This window comes from Thioclava sediminum (assembly GCF_002020355.1).
Classification (GTDB): Bacteria; Pseudomonadota; Alphaproteobacteria; order Rhodobacterales; family Rhodobacteraceae; genus Thioclava; species Thioclava sediminum.
In genome coordinates, this window is sequence record NZ_MPZV01000001.1 from 1,103,611 (window position 1) to 1,122,002 (window position 18,392).

Here is an 18,392-nt window from a genome sequence, read left to right on the forward strand (position 1 = left end):
TTCAGCGCTCCCTCGTCAGCCAGCGTTGGATCATCGAAATCACCAGAACGATCAGGAACAGGATCACCGAGATCGCCGAGCCACCCGCGATGTTCTGCATCCCGTAGCCGCGTTGCACGGCCTGGAAGACAAGCGTCTGGGTGGAGTCGAGCGGGCCGCCCTTCGTCATGACGTCGATCTGGGCGAAGATCGCGAAGGCCTGCATGGTGATCACGATCAGCACCAGCACCGCGGTGTGGCGCAGCCCCGGCCAGGTGACATAGCGGAAGGTCTGCCATTTCGACGAGCCTTCGATCGCTGCGGCCTCGTAAAGCGTGGGCGGGATCGTCTGCAGCCCGGAGAGCCAGATCACCATGTGGAAGCCCACCGCCTGCCAGATCGACATCGTGATGATCGCGCCAAGCGCGGTATGTGGGTTGCCCAGCCAGTCGACGGGCTGGAAATGCGCGAAACTCAGGAAGGACAGCATGTTGTTCAAGAGCCCGTTCTGTCCCGAATAGATGAAACGCCAGAGCAGCGAGACGACGACGATCGAGACGACGACGGGCATGAAATAGATGGTGCGGAAGATCGTGATCCCGCGCAGTTTCTGATTGATCAGTAGCGCGAGACCCAGCGCGATCGCGGCCTGGATCGGTGCGACCATCAGCACGAAGATGCAGGTGTTGAGCAGCGCTTTCCAGAAGACGACGTCGCTTGCGATCACCACATGCGCCGTGTCGCCCGAGACCCAGCGGAACCATTCCTGCATACCGTGATATTGCGGCGTGTCAGGGTTGCGCGTGATGGAGCGCAGGCGGGGAAATTCGGCCTGTCCATCGGCATCGGTGACGGTCTTGCCCGCGCTATCGGTCTTTGCCTGAAGGTCGACCACCGCGATGTTGAGCATTTCCCGGTAGTTCTCGAGACCGACAAAACGCGTGGCATTGGGCGAGATCAGCCGCTGGTTGGTCAGCGAGAAGCCGACGCCCAGAAAGAAAGGTGTGATGATGAAGGCGAGGATCAGCACGATGCCCGGCAGGGCAAAGGCCCATCCCGCCCGATTGGCGGAAGTCAGTGACGAGCGCATGGCGCGGTCTCCCGGTCTGAAGTTGGAGGTGGGGGGCGCGGCAATCGCGCGCCCCCGCGGCACAGCGCCTCAGTTCTTCTTGTAGCCGTCGTTGCGCTTGATATCGGCGTTGATCTGGTCGGTGGCGGAATCGAGCGTGTCGATCACGTCAGCCCCGTCCGCGATATCCGCGGCGGCCTTCTGGAACACCTTGGAGTCGACGACGTAGCCGGGCGTCACCGGACGTTTCTCGGCTTGCGCCTCGGACAGGCCGTAGAACACTGCAAGCGGACCGCCCGTCTTGTAGTTCTTGGTCATCTGCGCGGCCGACTTGGTGGCCGGGATCAGGCCGAGCGCATCCGAGAACTCCGCCAGGTACTTGTCCTGCGTCGCGAACTTGATGAACTCCGCCGCACCCTCGGGAGCCGTGGAGCTGGCCGAGATGCCGAACTGCCAGGACGCGCCGCCGATCTTGGAACCGTTGCCGAAATCAGGCGCGGGCAGGAACTCGACATCGTCGACCTTGTCCATCGTCTTGACCGCATTCCAGTTGCCGTTCCACGAGAAGGCATATTTGCCGTCGATGAAGCCGGTTTCATGGGCTGCCGGGTCCTGGCTCGTGCCGGGCGCCAGCTTGTCGGCAAACAGCGACTGCCACCAGTTGCCCCAGGCGATCGCAGCATCGCCGTTGAGCACGCCCTCTGCGGTGTCATAGGTCTCGCGGTTGACCAGCCCGCCGCCGAAGCTCTGCAGGAAGGGCAGGAACGCATAGGGATACCACTCGCCCTTGTCCGACATGCCTAGATCGATTGCGTAGTCGAACTTGCCGCTCTTCTTCGCGGCCTCGAGCGCGCTCATGAACTCGTCTTTGGTCCAGGGTTTGTCGAGCGTGGGCGTGCGCAGCCCGAGCTCTTTCATCGTGGACTTGCGCGCATAAAGCGCGACCGCCGCGTCCCACAGCCCGATCGAGTAGAGCTTGCCGTCATAGACGCCTTTGGTACCGGGCAGGAAATCCTTGAAGTGATCTTCCGGGATCGGCAGCGGCTGCAGATAGCCCGACCACGTCCAGTTCGGCATGATCGGCCCGTCCATGTCGAGAATGTCGGGCAGGTTGCCTGCGAGGGCTGCTGCCGTCACCGAGTCATTGTAGCTGTTCTGCGGGAAGCTCTGCAGCGCGACCTTGTAGTCCGACTGGCTCTTGTTGAAGTCGTCGATGATCTGGTTGACGATCTTGCTCTCCACCTTGTTGCCTGCGCCGTGATACCACATCGTCAGATCGGTGGTCGCGAAGGCAGCACTGCAGAACCCGGTGGCGGCAATGACCGCCCCGGCCGTCACATTCAATAGTTTCATGTCATCCTCCCTTGGATGTCTGGCTTTCGAGTTCGAGGTCGGTCACGGAGGAGCGCCAGAATACGCGTCCCGCCACCCGCACAGGGTCGTGCGGACGGGATGCCTCCTCCGAGATCAAGGAAAGCAAAAGCTCGGCCGCCTGCCTGCCCATCTCGGCATAGGGCAGTTCGACCGTGCTCAGCGGCGGGTAGAGGGTCTCTGCAATCGCGCGGTAATTATCGAAACCGGCGATGGAGATATCCTCCGGGACACGGATGCCGCGGGTGCGCAGCAATCCGTAAAGCTGCATCGCCATCTCGTCATTGCCGCAGCAGATCACGGTTGGCGGTTCCGGCAGCGCGAGGATCCGGTCGAGCGCCTCGTCGAGCCACCGGTGCAGAAATTCGGTGTTGATCGGGTAGCCTGTCGATACGAGCGCGGGGTCGTAGGCGATCCCCGCAGCCTCAAGCGCTTCGCGATACCCCTCGATGCGAAGCGGCACCGCATCCATCGCGGGATCGAATGTCAGATAGGCAATGCGCCTGTGGCCATGCGCGGTCAGACGCTCGACGAGCCGTTTCTCACAGGCCTTGTCGTCGGGCACGATCGCCGGGGTGCCATGGGCGTCGTAGCAGTTTGCGAGCACCAGCGGGCAAGCCGGTGTCGCGGTCTCGAAGGCCACCCGCTTGTGATAGTCGGCGACATAGATCAGCCCCTCGACCCGATGCTCCTGAAACGTGCGCAGGAGTGCGGGAACCTTGTCGATCTGTCCGGCCGTATCCGCGATCATCAAGGTCAGATCGCGCTCGGCGACGACCTGCTGAATGCCCTGAAGGATGAACAGATCGGGCAGACCCTTGGGGTCGGACAGCTCGGCCGTGCGCGAAATCGCCCCCGTCACGACGCCGATCAGCCCCGACCGGTTCGAGCGCATCATGCGTGCCGCGCTCGAGGGGACATATTTCAACTCGCGAATGGCGGTTTCCACCTTCTCGCGGGTCTTTTTGCCGACCGGCGCATCCCCGTTCACGACGCGAGAGACCGTTTTCGGCGAAACGCCAGCCAGCTTTGCTACATCGTAAATCGTCGACACGACGGCCCCCCTCCAACGCAGAGAAAACTCCGCGACTCCCAAAAGACATCGATGTCATAATCAGAAATGTCATCGATGTCAAATTGAGTTGGAAGGCGACCCTTAGGCCCTGCCCCGTGCGCCTTGGAAGTGCGATCTCCCGAACTGGAGCTCTCCCAGAGCCCTCAGCACCACCACGAAGTCCGGGTGATCGATAAGCGGTTCAATATCTTCGGAATGCATATTCCGCGCAAGTGAAGCGCAGGGCCCGCACGCACGCGATGTTCTCGGGCCGATTGTAGCCGCGCAGCACGACAAGATCGACGCCGAGCGACGACAGGCCGCTCCCCCATGCCTTGAGGATCACATGCGCCGCAGCCCGGCAGTCAGCGGGCGGCCCGCAAGATCTGCTCGACCCCTTCCGCGTCCAAACGGATCGGATTGCCTCCGGCACAGGGATCGCGCAACGCATCGGCGATCAGAGCGGGAATATCACCGTCATCAACCTTGACGCCCATCTCGCTCAGCGTCGAAGGCATGTCGATGCGCGCCTGCAACGCCTCCAACCACGCAAGAACCGCCGCGCCGGGATCGTCGCCCTCGAGCCGCAATTCATGCGCGAGCGTCGCCATCTGCTCTCTCACGGCAGGCAGGTTGAAGCGAAGCACATGGGGCATCAGCACCGCATTGAGCATTCCGTGATGCGCATCGTAACGCGCGCCCAACGGATGCGCCAAGGCATGCACCGCGCCGAGCCCCTTTTGCAGGGCCGTGCAGGCCATCGCGGAGGCGACGATCATGTTCGAGCGCGCCTCCAGATTTTCGGGCTCCCAATAGGCTGTCGCGAGGGCTCCGTCGATCATCTTCAATGCCGTCAGGGCCAAGCCATCGGCCATCGGGTGCCAGCCCGGCGCACAGAGCGCCTCGAGCGCATGCGAAAGCGCATCCATACCGGTTGCGGCCGTCAAAGTCGGCGGCAGGCCAACGGTCAGCTCGGGATCGAGGATGACCAGCTCCGGCAGCATCTCGGGGTGGAAGATGATGACCTTGCGATGGGTCTGGGTATCGGTGATCACCGACGATCTGCCGAATTCGGAGCCCGTCCCTGCCGTTGTCGGGATCGCGATGACAGGCACCATTCCCTCGGTCTGAACGCGCCGGAAGTTGTCACCGACATCCTCGAAATCCATCAGCGGGCGCGACTGCCCCGCCATCATCGCGACCGCCTTGGCAGCATCCATCGCGGAGCCCCCGCCAAGCGCAATGACGCAATCATGGCCGCCTTTGCGCAAGACCTCCCGTCCCGCCATGACATTTTCCACGGTGGGGTTCGGCTGCACATCGCGGAAGAATCCGGGCTCCATGCCGGCAGCTTTCACGATCTCCAGCGCCTGCGTTGCGATCGAAGACGTGGCGAGACCTCTGTCGGTGATCAGCAGCGGTGCCTTTGCGCCGATCTCTGTCAAGCCTGCGGGAAGATCGGACAGGCGCCAGGCTCCGAACCAGACTTGCGTCGGGAAGCTCCAGCGCGCGTGGAGGCTCGCAAAATCGAATTCACTCATGGGAAGGTCCTGTCGAAGTGATCAGCTCTCGGCAATCGCGCTCAGGCGGCGACGGGCGGCGCGTTTGCGCAACCTGTCGACGGCGAAGATCAATACCAAGGCGGGGATGAAGGTCAGCGTTGCGAGGGCCGGGTAGATCGGGGACGACCCCACAGCGATCCCCGAGAAGACGAAGGTCGGGAGCGTGCGCGTCGAGCCCGAGAGGCTGTAGGTGATGTAGAAATTCCCCCACGACAGCAGGAAGGCGAAGATCGCGGCCGAGAAGATCCCCGGCCAGATCAGGGGAAGCGTGATCTCCCGCAGGATCTGCCAGCGGGTCGCCCCTGCATCCTCGGCGGCATAGTCGAGCGTGTTGTCATAGCCCTGCATCTGCACCGAGATGATCACGATGCAGAACGGCGTGATGTAGATGACATGCCCGATCACCGCAGACCAAAGCCCGGGCGACATGTTCAGCCAGCCGGCCAGCACCGAGAACCACAAGAGCATCACGACGCCCAGCAGAAGCTGCGGGAACAGAAGCGGCGCGAAGGTCAGGATGCGAAAGCCCCATTGGAAGCGGAACTTGTAGCGGCTCCAGGCGAAGGCGCCCCCGATGCCGAGAAGCGTCGCGAAGACCGTCGCGAGCACCGCGAGAAGCGCCGAATTGCCAAGCGCGGACCAGAAATCGCGATCCGCCAGCAACTCGCCATACCAGCGGGTCGAGAATTCGGGGATCGGCCAGGACAGGAAGCGGCTCTTGGTGAAGGAGAACAGCACCAGCGTAGCAATCGGGATGTAGAAGAAAATCAGCGCGGCGAACACGGAGCCGTAAAGCAGGACATCCGCAATTCGCTTTTCCATGCGATCAGTCATTTACCACCCTCCGCGCCTGCCAGAGCGCGACCGCTCCGGCCACCGTCAAAGCCGCCGCCCCGATCACGATCAGCACGAGCGTCAGCGCCGCGCCCAGGGGCCAGTTCACGCGGGTCTCGAAACTCTGTCGGATCAGTTCCGCCGCGAGCGGAGAGGTCCCGCCCCCCATCACCTTCGGCTCGAGAAAGACGCCGAGGCTGAGGACGAACACCAGAACCGCCCCCGCCCAGATACCGGGCTTGGCAAGCGGCAAGGTCACCTCGATGAAGGCGCGCAGCCGGGACGCACCCGCGTCACGTGCCGCGAGCACCAGATCTCCGTCGATCCGCGCCATGGAGAGCGCGATGGTGAAGATCGTGTAGGGCAGCAGGTTGTAGACCATGCCGATCATCGTCGCGTTCGGCGTGAAGAGCACGTTCACCGCGGCCGGTGGGAACCCGATCGCCTCGAGCGTGCCATTCAGCACGCCGGAACGGTCGAGAAACAACACCCAGCCGAAGGTCTTCAGGACTGCATCGGTGAGAAAGGCGAAGACCATCAGCAGCGTGATATGGTCGGACCAGCGCGACAGTCGATGCAGCATGCCATAGGCGATCGGGATCGCGAGGATGGTGCAGAGCACCGTGCAGACCAGCGCCATCATCAAGGTGCGCCACATGATCGTCCAGTAATGGACTTGGCTGAACACGTCGGTCCAGACCTTCAGATCCCATGTCCAGACAAGCCGGTAGTATTGCGTGCCCTGAAAGCTCAGGAGCGCCGTCATGATCAGCGGGATCACGAAGAACAGCCCCATCAGCAGCAAGAGAGGCAAGGTCGACAGGCGCAATGCCCCGTCCCGCCAGGATTTCTGTATCTCGGCCATCGCTTACGCCTCCACGGCGAACAGGTCGCCCAGCGCGAGACCGAGCTTCACCGGATCGCCCTGCTTCGCCGGCAATGTGGAGGTGCCAGGAATATCCATCACGATCTCGGTTTCTGCCGCCGCGATCCGATACTGGATTGATGCGCCGCGGATGAAGAACTCGTTCACCGTCCCGCTGATGGTGCAGTCGGCGCTTTCGCCCTGCGCAAGCAGGCGCAGCATTTCCGGACGGATCATCAGCGCCGCATCGGCCCCCGCCGCGACACCGGGCGCGACCTGATCGGCGGCAATGATCGGGTTTGCGCAGTCGAGGACGTCGCAGGCGAACCGGAATGCATCGCCCTCTCGCGTGACCTTGGCGGGCAGCAGGTTGGTATCCCCGATGAACCCGGCCACGAAGGCATTCGCGGGGCGGTAATAAATCTCGGACGGCTCGCCCAGTTGCACGATCTTCCCCGCGCGCATGACACAAATCCGGTCGGCGAGCATCATTGCCTCTTCGAGGTCATGCGTGACGTGGACGAAGCTCGTCCCGACATGGCGATGCAGGTGCTTGAGTTCAGCCTGCAGGGATTTCTTCAGCTTTGCATCGAGCGCGCTCATCGGTTCGTCCAGCAGCAGCACCGGCGGCTGCGACACCATCGACCGCGCGAGCGCCACGCGCTGTTGCTCCCCGCCCGACAGCTCATGCGGATAGCGGTTGAGATAGCTCTCCTTGAGATGCATCAGCTCCAGCATCCGGCGCACGGCGGCGTCGATCTCGGGCTTCGGGCGTTTGGCCAGATGAAGCGGGAAGCCGATATTCTGCGCGACGGTTTTGTGCGGGAAAAGCGCGAGCTTCTGGAACACCATCCGCGTCGGTCGGGCCGAGGCGGGGATCTCCGTCATATCCTCCCCGTCGATCACGAGGCTGCCTGCCGACAGGTCCTCGAAACCGGCCAAGATCTTGAGCAACGTGGTTTTGCCGCAGCCCGAAGGCCCGACGAGGGCCAGAAACTCCCCGTTGGCGACTTCCAATGAGATATCGGTCAGCGCGCGATAGGTGCCGTAGTATTTATCGATTCCGGTGGCTTTGATGATGGGAGAAACCAAGGGGGACTTCCTGTCTCAGAAAGGGAGCAAGGGCGGCGAAACCGCCCTTGCAAATCGGGAGATCAACGCGCGGCGGCCAGTTCCTGAGACCAGATCTCAAGCATCTGGTCGATATTCGGCGCCACGTTGTGGAAGTGGGATTTGTCCCAGGCCTCCCACATGTAATCCATCTGCAGCACGTCCTTCTGCTCGTCGGTGAACAGAGCTTCGGCTTCCTGCGAGGGCACGAGGTTGCAGGTCGCTTCCGTCCAGGCGAGCTTGACGGCCACTTCCGGCGAGGTCAGGTCGCGAAGAAGCGCCTTGGCCTTGGCGTCGTCCACCGGGTCTTTCACGACCCCGCCCGCTTCCATCCAGATGATACCCTGGTTCAGGCCGTCTTTCGGCTCGGGCACGATCGACATGATCTCTTTCTGACCATCCTTGCGCAGCGCCGAGGTGCAGTATGTGCCGCCGCCGATCAAGGTTCTGAACGAGCCGTCCATCAGGCCTTTCTGCGCGACCGACAGGTCACCGACGATCGCCCGCGTGTTCTTAAAGAGCGCGCGCAGCACGAGGCGGATTTCGTTGAGCTCGGCGTCGTCGAGCTCTTTGTAGGGATCGATCCCGGCATAGAGCGCCATCGGCATGATCGGCCAGTCGCCCCAGTCGAGCACACAGATCTTGTCCTTGTAGGCCGGATCGAAACAGGGCGCGTAGCTGCTCCAGTTCTCGAGCTTGTCATACTTCGTATTGACGGTCGGCCCGACCCAGCCCCAGCGCGTCGGCAGGCCCGTCGTCTTCCCGTCGAAATCCAGCGGCGCGAAGGGGGCGCGGAACTGCGGATAGAAGCTCTCGTAGACATCGGCGAACTCGGCATCGTCGAGGAATTCCCCGATATCGGCCGGCCCCATGCGCTGCACCCACGGGCTGTCGGTGGCCACGACGTCGAAATCGCGCCATGCGCCGGCTGCGAGCTTGGCGAAACCGCCGGGGCTGTCGGTGATGAGGTCGATCGAGATCGAAACGTCGTTCGCCTCCTCGAAGGGCTTGATGATGTCGGGGCTGTCATAGCCCTCCCAGCACATGAATTTCATGGAAGTGGCAGCATGAGCCTTTCGCGGCATCAACCCTGCCCCCGCGAGCCCTGCCGCGCCCATGCCTTGCAGGAACGTGCGGCGATTGGGTGAAAACATCGGTATTCCCTTGGACTTTGTCATCTCTCTTTACTCCCGGTTGGTTGGATCAAGGCCAGCTTTGTTTTCTTGTTTCAGACGACCTCTAGGTATCTTTCGCGTTCCCAAGTGCTCACATGGCGAAGGAAAGAAGCGTATTCGTGGCGCCGCGCGCGCACGAAACTGTCGATGAACACGTCGCCGAAAATCGCCCGAGCGACTTTGCTTTCGTTCAGCCGCTCGGCGGCCATGCCAAGATCGCTCGGGAAACGGGTGTCGGGCGACGGTTCCAGAAGATACTGATCGCCCGAGGCAGGCGGGCCCGGGTCGAGCTCGTTCTCGATCCCCCACAAGCCGGCCCCGAGGCACATCGCCAGGGCCAGATGCGGGTTCGTATCTGCTGACGGCACACGGAACTCCACACGGGTCGCGTCGGGGCTGTCATTCATGACCCGCGCCGCGACCGTGCGGTTCTGGATCGCCCATGAGGCCGCCGTGGGCGCCCACATGCCCGGAACCATCCGGCGATAGGCATTCACCGTCTGGCTGCACAGCGCGAGCATCTCCGGCATCAGAGCGACCAGCCCGGCGATGAAATGCCGGGCGGTCTGGCTCAATCCATCTGCATCGCCGGGATCGACGAAGGCGGGGCTGTTGTCGGTCAGGTTGCGCAGCGAGACATGCAGGTGCCCGGACTGCCCCGAGAGGTTCTCACTCAGCTTCGACATGAAACAGGCGGTGAGCCCGTGGCGGCGGAAATAGGTTTTCGCGAAGTTCTTGAACAAGGCCGCATCGTCGGCGGCTTTCACACCGGGCGCATGGGTCAGCGGCACTTCGAGACAGCCGGGACCAAGCTCCGTATGCAGCGCGTCGAGACCGATCCCGAGGCTCTCCATCATCGCCACGAGCCCATCGAGCAGACCGTGCTCATTCGCCAGCGTCTCGAGCGAGTAGGTCTTGTTGCCCAGCGCGTAATGCTTGGGCTCGGCAAACCCGCCTTCGCGCAGGCTCGCCGCGTCCTCGTCCAGCAGGTTGAACTCGAACTCAAAAGCCGAATGGACCGAGAAGCCCATGTCCCGCGCTTTCTCGAGCTGGCGGATCAACTGATTTCGCCCCGACCGCTCTCCGAAGGGCATCGCGTAATCGGCGATGCAGATCGCCTGATCGCCCTCGAAGGGCCACGCGCGCACCGTCTCGGGGAAAAGCTGCGCTGGCACGTCGGTATAGTCGCCGCTCCCATAGGTTTCCTCGGCGCTGTCCCAATTGTAGAGCACATCGCAGAACGGGTAGCCGCCCTTGGCCAGCTTCTCCGCCTTGGCACGCGCGACCCGTTTGACGCGGAACATCCCGTCCTGATCGAAAATCCCGATATGCACATGTTGTGCGCCGATCCGATCGAGCATTTCGTGCATATCGACATGATGGGGGGTATCAGCTTGCATTCCGCAGCATTCCATTTTTTCCTGATCCGGTTCAGCTTAGAGCCTTGGCTGAGCCTACCAATACCCCCCGAGGGGTATGCCGCGTTCCCCGCAACGGGCGCCGCGGATCAAAGCGAGACCGGGAACGATGTCAGGATGGAATGAGCGCATCGCGGATGCGATCACTGCGATGGGAACCGAAGAGTTCGCCCGAACGCTCGACCGGGCGACGGAGACGCTGTTTCCCTACAAGATTTGCATGGTCTTTGCCTATGAGGGCAACGCGACGCCGCAATCTCTCTACCACAATCTGCCGCCGGATGCGGCGCGGATCGTGATCTGGGATTACTGCACCGGTCCGTATCTGCTCGACCCGTTCTACGCCGAGACCGAACGGCGGCGCTCGGGGATGGCCGGTCTTCGACAGATGGCACCGGACAAGTTTTTCCAGTCGGAATATTACGCCAAGCATTACAGCCGCACCGGCATTCGCGACGAGATCGGCATCTTCGCCGCGATCGGGCCGGAGCGGGTCGCGGTGATCAGCTTCGCCCGGGAACGCGGCCAGCCGGTTTTCAGTGCGCGCGAGCGGACACGGCTCGCTGAGGTGGGCCCCGTCATCGAAGCCCTGATGCGCGGCCATTGGGGCGTCACGGCAGCGCGCGAGGCGCGCGACGATGCGGCGGAGACCGCCCTGCCCCCTCTGCAGGTCCTGCTCGACCGAATTGCCGGAGGGGTGCTGACCCCACGCGAGACAGAGGTGATCGCGATGGTGCTGCGTGGGTATTCGACGACCGCGATCGGCGCAAATCTCGAGATCAGCGACGAAACGGTGAAAGTCCATCGCAAGAACGCCTACCGGAAGCTGTCGATCTCGTCCCAGGCGCAGCTTTTCTCGCTGTTCCTGAAGGCTTTGGACGAAAGTTCGGTGGCAGGTCAGTTGCAGCAGCGTCGATCCGGGTAGCCCTGCGCCCAGCGCCGACGTCTCCGAGACGGCTAGAAAACCATGCTCCCGAGGTCTGCGCGCTTCGCTTCGCGCGCCGCCTCTGGCGCGGCGCGCGCCATCGACTGGTAGGCCATCAGTTCGACCGTGTCGCGAATGGCCACGAAATGCCCCTCCCCGACTTCACGCAGCGCGATGCGCTCGGGGTCTGTGGCGCGCGGCAGAAGAAGCTTCTGCGTTTTCAGGTCGGCTGCGCGCTCGCGCTGGAGCGGTCTGCGCTGCGGGTCCGGATGCGGCACCGCCGACAGCAGTCGTCGGGTATAGGGATGCAACGGGTTCTTCAGCACGGTGTCGGTCGGCCCGGTTTCGACGACCTGCCCCGCCCACATCACGGCGATGCGGTGGCTGACGCGTTCGACGACTGCAATGTCATGGGAGATGAAGAGGAACGAGACGCCCTCCTCCCGCTGCAGCTTGGCGATCAGATCGGTAATCTGGCGCGCGACCGATACGTCGAGGGCCGAAACCGCCTCATCCGCGACGATGATCGCCGGTTTGACCGAGAGCGCGCGGCAGATGCAAAGCCGCTGACGCTGCCCGCCGGAGAACTGGTGCGGGTAGCGATCCATCGCGGCGGCTTCCAGCCCGACCCGCTCCAGAAGGTCACCCGCCATCACCCGCCGCGCGGCGCGCGTCATCGGGTTGCGGATATGGGCTGGCTCGGTGATCAGATCATAGACCGGAAGCCGCGGATTGAGGCTGGCATAGGGGTCCTGAAAGACCATCTGCATCTTTCCGCGCAGCGGGCGCAGCTCTTGCGCCGTCAGGCCGGTCAGGGTCTGCCCGCTCAGCCGGACACGCCCGCCGGAGGCTGCCTCAAGACCTAGCAAGGTCCGCGCCAGAGTGGATTTGCCGCAACCGGATTCCCCCACCAGCCCGAGCGTTTCTCCGCGCCCGAGGGTCAGCGAGACCTCGTTGACCGCGTGATAATCGAGCGCAGGCCGTCCCGGAGCAGCGCGGCGCACCGGGAAACGCACAGACAGCCGCTCGACGTCGAGGAGCGGCGCATCGGCGCTGAGCGGTCGTTTCGGAGCCCCCGCGCCCAGCATCGGCGTCGCCGCCATCAGGTTGCGGGTATATTCGGCCTGCGGTGCCGCGAAGATCTGCCCGACCGGACCGGTTTCGACCTGTTCGCCCCGACACAGCACGACGACGCGGTCGGCGATCTCGGCCACCACCCCCATGTCGTGCGTGATGAACAGCACGGCCATTCCGCTCTCTTCCTGCAGCTCTTTGATCAGCGACAGGATTTCCGCCTGCGTCGTCACGTCGAGCGCGGTCGTCGGTTCATCGGCGATCAGCAGATCGGGCTGGCAGGCCAGCGCCATCGCGATCATGACGCGCTGCCGCAACCCGCCCGACAGCTCGTGCGGATATTGCACCAGCCGCCGTTCGGGTTCGGGGATCTTGACCCGCGCGAATGCGGCACGGGCCGCCGCCAGCGCTGCCTTGCGGTCCAGCCCCTGATGCAGGCACAAGACTTCTGCCACCTGTTCGCCAAGCGGCATAACCGGGTTGAGCGCGGTCATCGGCTCCTGAAAGATCATCGAGATCCGGTTGCCGCGCACCTGCTGCATCTCGCGTTCCTCGAGCGCGGTGATCTCAACCGGCGTGTCGCCATCCAGATCGATGCGCCCGCCGGTCAGGCGCCCACCCTCGCGTTCGATCAGGCGCATCAGCGCCAGCGCGGTGGCGGATTTGCCCGAGCCGGACTCCCCCACCAGCGCGACGGTCTCGCCGCGTGCGATGTCGAAGCTGAGCCCCGACAACGCGGTGTGGGAGCCGAAAGCGAGGCTCAGGTTCTGGACTGACAGAAGCGGTGCGCGGCTCATGGATCAACTCGCGGCTGCGGCAGCGCGGCGGACGCGTGCCTCGGGGTGGTCGGCGAAGGACGGCAGCGGGGGCGTCCAGCGGCGATGGCGGGGGGTGGTCTCGAAGGAGAAGGGATCGTCGCCCACGACCTCCCAGCGGAAACTGTCGCCCAGTTCGATCATCCCCATCGCGCCGGCGGGCTCGCCCTCGGTGGTGAAGCTCTCGGTCAGCGATTGCTGGGTCAGATGGGTGATGCCGTCGACCGTGGTGACGGTGTTCCAATGCACGTGACCGGCAAGACAGACGACCGGCACCTTCGCGCGAGACAGGGCGGCACGGGCGCGCTCGGCCATCGGATAGGTCGAACTGGCCGGGTTGTTCTCGAAATAGTAGTTGCCCAGCTGCGAATGGCCCGAGATCGGCACGTGGCTGACCACGAGCGTCGGACGGTCGCTCGCCTGCATGGTGCGCGAGAGCCAGACCACATCGGGCTCGGTCAGCACGAAGCCGGAATAGTCGGGCATCCGGCGGATACGCGTATCGGCGCGCCACAGGACGATGCGCCAGCCGCCGATATCGACGACCCCGTGATCGAGCGTCTCGCCGAGGATCCCTTCGTTATCCGAGACCTCCAGATGATCGCGGTCATGGTTGCCGTTGAGATGCAGGATCGGGGCCTCGACGGCGCGGAACGCCTCGGCCACTTCGGCTTCCAGACGCAGGTCGGTGTCGCGGTTCTCATCCGAGATCCGGTCCCCGAGATCGAGCACCAGATCGGCGCCGCCGTCGCGAACGTAACGGGCGAAGTCTTCCATCAGGGGCAGCGCCATGTCGCCGCGCTTCGCGGTCGAGGGCTTGCCATGGTGGATATCAGTGACGATGGCGATACGGGTGGACATGCTGAAACTTTCCAAAGAGTTGGGGGAAGGTGCCCGCCGCCGCGCATAAGCGGCGACGGGCGGGGAGCGTTAGTTGGAGGCGAAGGAGATCGCCCCGGCGCGGAAGTCGAGCACATAGGGGATGTGGCCGGGCTTCGGCGCCCAGGCGATATCCTTGCGCATCGCCCAGCTCTCATAGGGGCGATAGAGCGGCAGCACCGGCGGGTCCTGCTTGATGCGATCCATCAGCTCGGCATAGGCGGCGCGACGATCCGCGACATCCTTGGAGAAGCGGAACTTGTCCCAGGTCTTGCGATAGGCTTCGTCGGTGGTGAAACGGCCTTCCGATTCCGAGGCCGCATCCGGGGCCCACATGACGCCGAACGAGCCGAAGGGGTCCGCGAAATACATCGGGTTCGACCAGTTTCGGGTCATCATGTCCTTGCTGTTGCCGGTCCATTTCTCGGCGACGTTCACCTTGCCCTTGATGCCGACCTGCGCCCACATCTCGACGATGGCCTGCGCGGCCAGAAGGCCGTTGGTGTAATAGACCGGGTCGGTGTCATAGGTGATCTCGAACCCGTCATAGCCAGCTTCCTTCAGCAGTTCGCGGGCCTTCTCGGGATTGTATTCGAAGGTCTTCAGCTCCGGCATGTAGAGATCGCCGTATTCCTTCATCGTGTGGGTCGAGGGAACGACGGCCTTGCCGAGCCAGAGCGCCTCGTTCAGCGCGTCGCGGTCGATCGCGAGGCTGAGCGCCTGACGGATGCGCGGATCGCGCAGCTTGGGATGGTTGGTGTTCATGATCATGACGTGGAACAGCGGCGTGACGCTGCCCGCGGCCTTGATGCTCGGGTCGGCCTCGATCAGCGACAGCTGGTCGGGCGCGACATTGGTGATCATATCCACTTCGCCGGTCTTGAGCGCGGTAATGCGCGAGGCGGTTTCCGGGATATGGATCACGGAGACCTTTTCCAGCGGCGCCTTGTCGCCCCAGAAATTGTCGAAGCGGGTATAGACCACGCGCTCGCCGGGGCTGAACTCGCTGATCGCATAGGGGCCGGTGCCGACCGGAGCCATCGAGAAGGCTTCGTAATCGCTGTCCTCGGCCACGTTCGGATCGCCGGTCAGGCCCTTGGTGTAGTCTTCGGGGATGATCATGACCTGCTGCAGGTTCACGAGCGTTTCCCAAAGCGGCTCTTCGCGCTTCACCGTGATGCGGACGGTATAATCGTCGACCTTCTCGGCTTTCTCGAAGTTGTTCAGACGGTCCTTCGAGCGCACCATGTAGGGCGGGAACGTGGCCTGATACATGCGGTTGAGCGAGAAGACCACGTCATCGGCGGTCATCGCTTCGCCGTTCTGGAAGGTCACGCCCTGGCGGAGCTTGAACTCCATGACCTTGGGCGAAACGAGGTTCCATTCGGTCGCCAGACCGGGGCGCCATTCGCCGCCGATCTTCTCGTGATCCTTGTCGATCAGCGTGTCGAAAGTGTTGTAGTAGAACTGCGAGCCGACATTCGAGTGGTCGCGGCCGGGATCGAGATATTTGGCGACGTTGGCAGCGCCGACTTTCAGTTCGCGGGCCTGAGCCCCCGTGATGCCAGCGGCAGCGATGCCGGCGGCAAGAGCGGTGGAAACGAGCAGTCTGAGCATTGGTATCTCCATTGCAGGGTTTGACGACGGGCGCTTGCGGCCTTCTGTTCTTGTTGCGGGGTGTCAGCGTGCGCGCAGGCGCACGTCGACGCTGTCGCGTAACCAGTCACCGACCACCTGGACGGCGAAGGTCAGCAACACGATCAGCGCGGCGGGGACGATGACGATCCAGGGGGCGGTCGGCATGTAGTCGCGACCGATACCGACCATCGAACCAAGCGTCGCGGTGGGCGGCTGCACGCCGAGGCCGAGGAAGGACAGCGTGCTTTCGAGCAGCACGATATTCGACAGCGACAGCGTGAACTGGACCACCAGCGGCGAGACGATATTGGGCAGCAGGTGGGTGAAGGCGATGCGCCGCGGACTGGCACCTGCGGCACGGGCGGCCTCGATGAAGGGCAGATGCATCAGGCGGCGCACATCGCCGCGCACGATCCGGGCATATTGCTCCCAGCCGGCGAGGCCGAGGACGATGACCATCACCTGAAGCGAGCTGCCGAAGATCGCGAGCGTAAACAGCGCGATCAGCGTGAAGGGCACCGCGATCTGGGTGTCGACCGCCGACATGATCGCGGCATCGGTGCGTCCGCCGACCACGCCTGCCAACAGCCCGAGAAGCCCGCCCACGAGAAGCCCCAGCAGCGCGCCGAGGATCGCCAGCATCAGCGTCAGGCGCAGACCGTGCAGGCTGCGCGAGAGGACATCGCGGCCCAGCTCGTCCGTGCCCAGCGGATAGGCGACCTTCGCCCGGTCGAAGCCGATCGGCGGGCGCAGCCGCGAGAGCAGGCTTTGCGCATTGGGATCGTGCGGTGCGATCAGTGGGCCGAGGAAAGCCATGAGCAAGAGGGCCAGCCCGACCGCGAAGGCGACTTTCTGGATCACGTTGGTGCCGGTCCAAAGGCGGCTCAAAGCCGAAGGCGCGGGAGTGTTGAGGGCCATGGTCATCGGATCACCCTTTGAGTTGATGGCGCAGGCGCGGATCGGCCCATGCGTAGGCAAGGTCGATGGCGGCGTTGATGAGGATGACGGCGATGGCGACGGTGATGACCCCGAACTGGAGCACCGGGTAGTCGCGCCGGATTGCCGAGGAGACGAGCAGGTCGCCGATGCCGGGCCAGGCGAAGATCGATTCCACCACCACCGAGCCGGAGGCGGCGAGCCCCGCGATCTGAAGACCGATCACCGACAGCAGCGTGATCGAGGCGTTGCGCAATCCGTGGCGCAGGATCACCGCGCGCTCGGGCAGGCCCTTGGCGCGGGCGGTGCGCATGAAGTCTTGCCCCAGCACGTCGAGCATGGCGTTGCGGGTGAAGCGCGTGAGCGCGGCGATCAGCACGCCCGACATCGCCAGCGTCGGCATGATGAAATGCAGCGGCGTTCCGTTGCCCACCACCGGCAACCAGTTCAGCCAGTAGGCGAAGACCAGGACCATCACCACGGCGAGGATGAAGTTGGGCACCGCATAGCCGAGGAAGGCCACGACCATCGCCGCGCTGCCCAGCCAGTGCTTGCGCCAGATCGCGGCGATCATGCCCAGCGGGAGCGACACGACGAGCGTGAGCCCGATCGCCGACAGGAGAAGCTGCGCCGAGGGCCACAACCGCTCCGTCACGATCTGGATGACCGGTCGGCGCTCGATGAAGGACAGGCCGAAATTCCCGTCGAGGAAGGCGCGCAGGAAGGCGAAGTATTGATCCCAGAGCGACCGGTCGAGCTCGTAGTAGCGGATCAGGATCTCGCGGTCCTCTTGGGTCATGCCCTCGCCCGCGAGGAAATCTATGGCGTTCCCCGACAGGCGCGTGGCGAAGAACACAAGCGTGACGATGACGAAGAAGGTCAGCGCCATCCGGACGAGGGTGCGCAGGGTGTAGCTCAGCATGTCACGATCTCCTGGGCGAGGGTCACGCCGCCCGGCCGGGCGAGCAGGACGAACTCGACCCCGGCGGCGGCGGCCGCGCGGCCATCCGTTTCGGGCGTGTCGCCAAGGAAGACCGCCGCACCCGGCGCGACCCCGGCGCGCGACAGCGCGGCGTGGACCAGATCGGGGGCGGGCTTGGCGAGGCTCGATGCGGTGGCGGCGGGCACTGCGGCGCGCGCCGCGGCCCAGAGTGCGCCGGTCTCGGGTCGGGGCGTGCCGTCAGGGCCGGGATGAAACGTGTCGGGATTGCTCAGCAGCACGGGCAGGCCCCGCGCGGCCATCGCGGTGAGTTCCGTCAGGTCGGCGAAGTTGAAACCGGTGTCGCGCGCCAGAAGCACCAGTTCGGGCTGCGCCCGGTCGGGCACCAGCCCCAGCTTGCGCGCCAGCGTGACAAGCGGCGGCGCGGCGAAAAGTGCAACCCGCGCACCGGGGCGACGGCGCTGCAGATTGCGGAGCGTTTCCTCCCCCGCCAGCACCATGCGCTCGGCAGCTACCGCGAGCCCCATCATGCCGAGCCGGGCCGAGAGGTGCTCGGCGGTGTCGGTGGAATTGTTCGAGACGACCCAAAGCCGCTCGCCGCAGCGCTCGATCAGCTCGGGCACGCCGGGCAGCACGCGGTCCCCAGCGATCAGACAGCCATCGAGATCGGCCAGAACCGCTGCACGTTCGGGGAGCGGCCCTGACAGGAACTCGGACAATCCGACAGGCTGGGTCATGGGCAAATCCT

16 protein-coding genes and 1 pseudogene are annotated in these 18,392 nt (G+C 64.0%); 1 reads left to right on the plus strand and 16 read right to left on the minus strand.

Going from position 1 to position 18,392, the window contains the following annotated elements; translation table 11 throughout:
• Position 1: 1 nt before the first annotated feature.
• From BMI91_RS04850 to BMI91_RS04890, 10 genes and pseudogenes are all read right to left on the minus strand, one after another.
• Positions 2–1,069, minus strand: coding sequence for a carbohydrate ABC transporter permease (locus tag BMI91_RS04850; RefSeq protein ID WP_078604132.1), 1,068 nt, complete (start codon positions 1,067–1,069; stop codon positions 2–4).
• A gap of 69 nt (positions 1,070–1,138) precedes the next feature.
• Positions 1,139–2,401 carry an ABC transporter substrate-binding protein gene (locus tag BMI91_RS04855; protein ID WP_078604133.1) on the minus strand — a complete coding sequence of 421 codons (1,263 nt, stop codon included), beginning with the start codon at positions 2,399–2,401 and terminating at the stop codon, positions 1,139–1,141.
• A gap of 1 nt (position 2,402) precedes the next feature.
• Positions 2,403–3,473, minus strand: a complete 1,071-nt coding sequence (locus tag BMI91_RS04860; RefSeq protein ID WP_078545697.1) for a LacI family DNA-binding transcriptional regulator — start codon at positions 3,471–3,473, stop codon at positions 2,403–2,405.
• 365 nt (positions 3,474–3,838) lie between these two features.
• Entirely contained in the window at positions 3,839–5,014 is a 1,176-nt protein-coding gene (locus BMI91_RS04865) for an iron-containing alcohol dehydrogenase (protein ID WP_078604134.1), read from the minus strand.
• A 21-nt stretch (positions 5,015–5,035) separates the two neighbouring features.
• Positions 5,036–5,869, minus strand: a complete 834-nt coding sequence (locus BMI91_RS04870; RefSeq protein WP_078519941.1) for an ABC transporter permease — start codon at positions 5,867–5,869, stop codon at positions 5,036–5,038.
• Entirely contained in the window at positions 5,862–6,734 is an 873-nt protein-coding gene (locus tag BMI91_RS04875) for an ABC transporter permease (RefSeq protein ID WP_078545692.1), read from the minus strand. The genes BMI91_RS04870 and BMI91_RS04875 overlap by 8 nt, the downstream gene beginning before the upstream one ends.
• Before the next feature lie 3 nt (positions 6,735–6,737).
• The gene (locus BMI91_RS04880) at positions 6,738–7,826 is read right to left on the minus strand and encodes an ABC transporter ATP-binding protein (RefSeq protein WP_078604135.1); all 1,089 of its coding nucleotides are present in this window, start codon (positions 7,824–7,826) and stop codon (positions 6,738–6,740) included.
• A gap of 62 nt (positions 7,827–7,888) precedes the next feature.
• The gene (locus tag BMI91_RS04885) at positions 7,889–8,899 is read right to left on the minus strand and encodes an ABC transporter substrate-binding protein (RefSeq protein WP_244176549.1); all 1,011 of its coding nucleotides are present in this window, start codon (positions 8,897–8,899) and stop codon (positions 7,889–7,891) included.
• A 21-nt stretch (positions 8,900–8,920) separates the two neighbouring features.
• Positions 8,921–9,022, minus strand: a pseudogene (locus BMI91_RS20330) (twin-arginine translocation signal domain-containing protein); the annotation flags it as partial.
• 50 nt (positions 9,023–9,072) lie between these two features.
• Entirely contained in the window at positions 9,073–10,419 is a 1,347-nt protein-coding gene (locus BMI91_RS04890) for a glutamine synthetase family protein (RefSeq protein ID WP_078604136.1), read from the minus strand.
• 127 nt (positions 10,420–10,546) lie between these two features.
• On the opposite strand from BMI91_RS04890, the gene BMI91_RS04895 reads away from it, so the two are divergent.
• A complete protein-coding gene (locus BMI91_RS04895; RefSeq protein WP_158522094.1) occupies positions 10,547–11,362 on the plus strand; it encodes a helix-turn-helix transcriptional regulator in 816 nt (271 codons plus the stop codon).
• Positions 11,363–11,394: 32 nt separating this feature from the next.
• Here BMI91_RS04895 and BMI91_RS04900 read toward each other — a convergent pair whose 3' ends face one another.
• The 6 genes from BMI91_RS04900 to BMI91_RS04920 all read right to left on the minus strand — a co-directional run bounded on the left by BMI91_RS04900 (position 11,395) and on the right by BMI91_RS04920 (position 18,381).
• Positions 11,395–13,233 (minus strand): ABC transporter ATP-binding protein, encoded by a 1,839-nt coding sequence (locus BMI91_RS04900; RefSeq protein ID WP_093476873.1) that lies wholly within the window; start codon positions 13,231–13,233, stop codon positions 11,395–11,397.
• 3 nt (positions 13,234–13,236) lie between these two features.
• The gene (locus BMI91_RS19670) at positions 13,237–14,112 is read right to left on the minus strand and encodes a metallophosphoesterase family protein (protein WP_093476876.1); all 876 of its coding nucleotides are present in this window, start codon (positions 14,110–14,112) and stop codon (positions 13,237–13,239) included.
• A 69-nt stretch (positions 14,113–14,181) separates the two neighbouring features.
• Entirely contained in the window at positions 14,182–15,747 is a 1,566-nt protein-coding gene (locus tag BMI91_RS04905; RefSeq protein ID WP_078604138.1) for an ABC transporter substrate-binding protein, read from the minus strand.
• 63 nt (positions 15,748–15,810) lie between these two features.
• Entirely contained in the window at positions 15,811–16,692 is an 882-nt protein-coding gene (locus tag BMI91_RS04910; RefSeq protein WP_078604139.1) for an ABC transporter permease, read from the minus strand.
• A 4-nt stretch (positions 16,693–16,696) separates the two neighbouring features.
• Positions 16,697–17,626: an ABC transporter permease gene (locus BMI91_RS04915; protein ID WP_078604140.1), complete on the minus strand. Its 930-nt coding sequence runs from the start codon at positions 17,624–17,626 to the stop codon at positions 16,697–16,699.
• Positions 17,620–18,381 carry an HAD-IIA family hydrolase gene (locus tag BMI91_RS04920; RefSeq protein WP_078545676.1) on the minus strand — a complete coding sequence of 254 codons (762 nt, stop codon included), beginning with the start codon at positions 18,379–18,381 and terminating at the stop codon, positions 17,620–17,622. The genes BMI91_RS04915 and BMI91_RS04920 overlap by 7 nt, the downstream gene beginning before the upstream one ends.
• Positions 18,382–18,392: the final 11 nt, after the last annotated feature.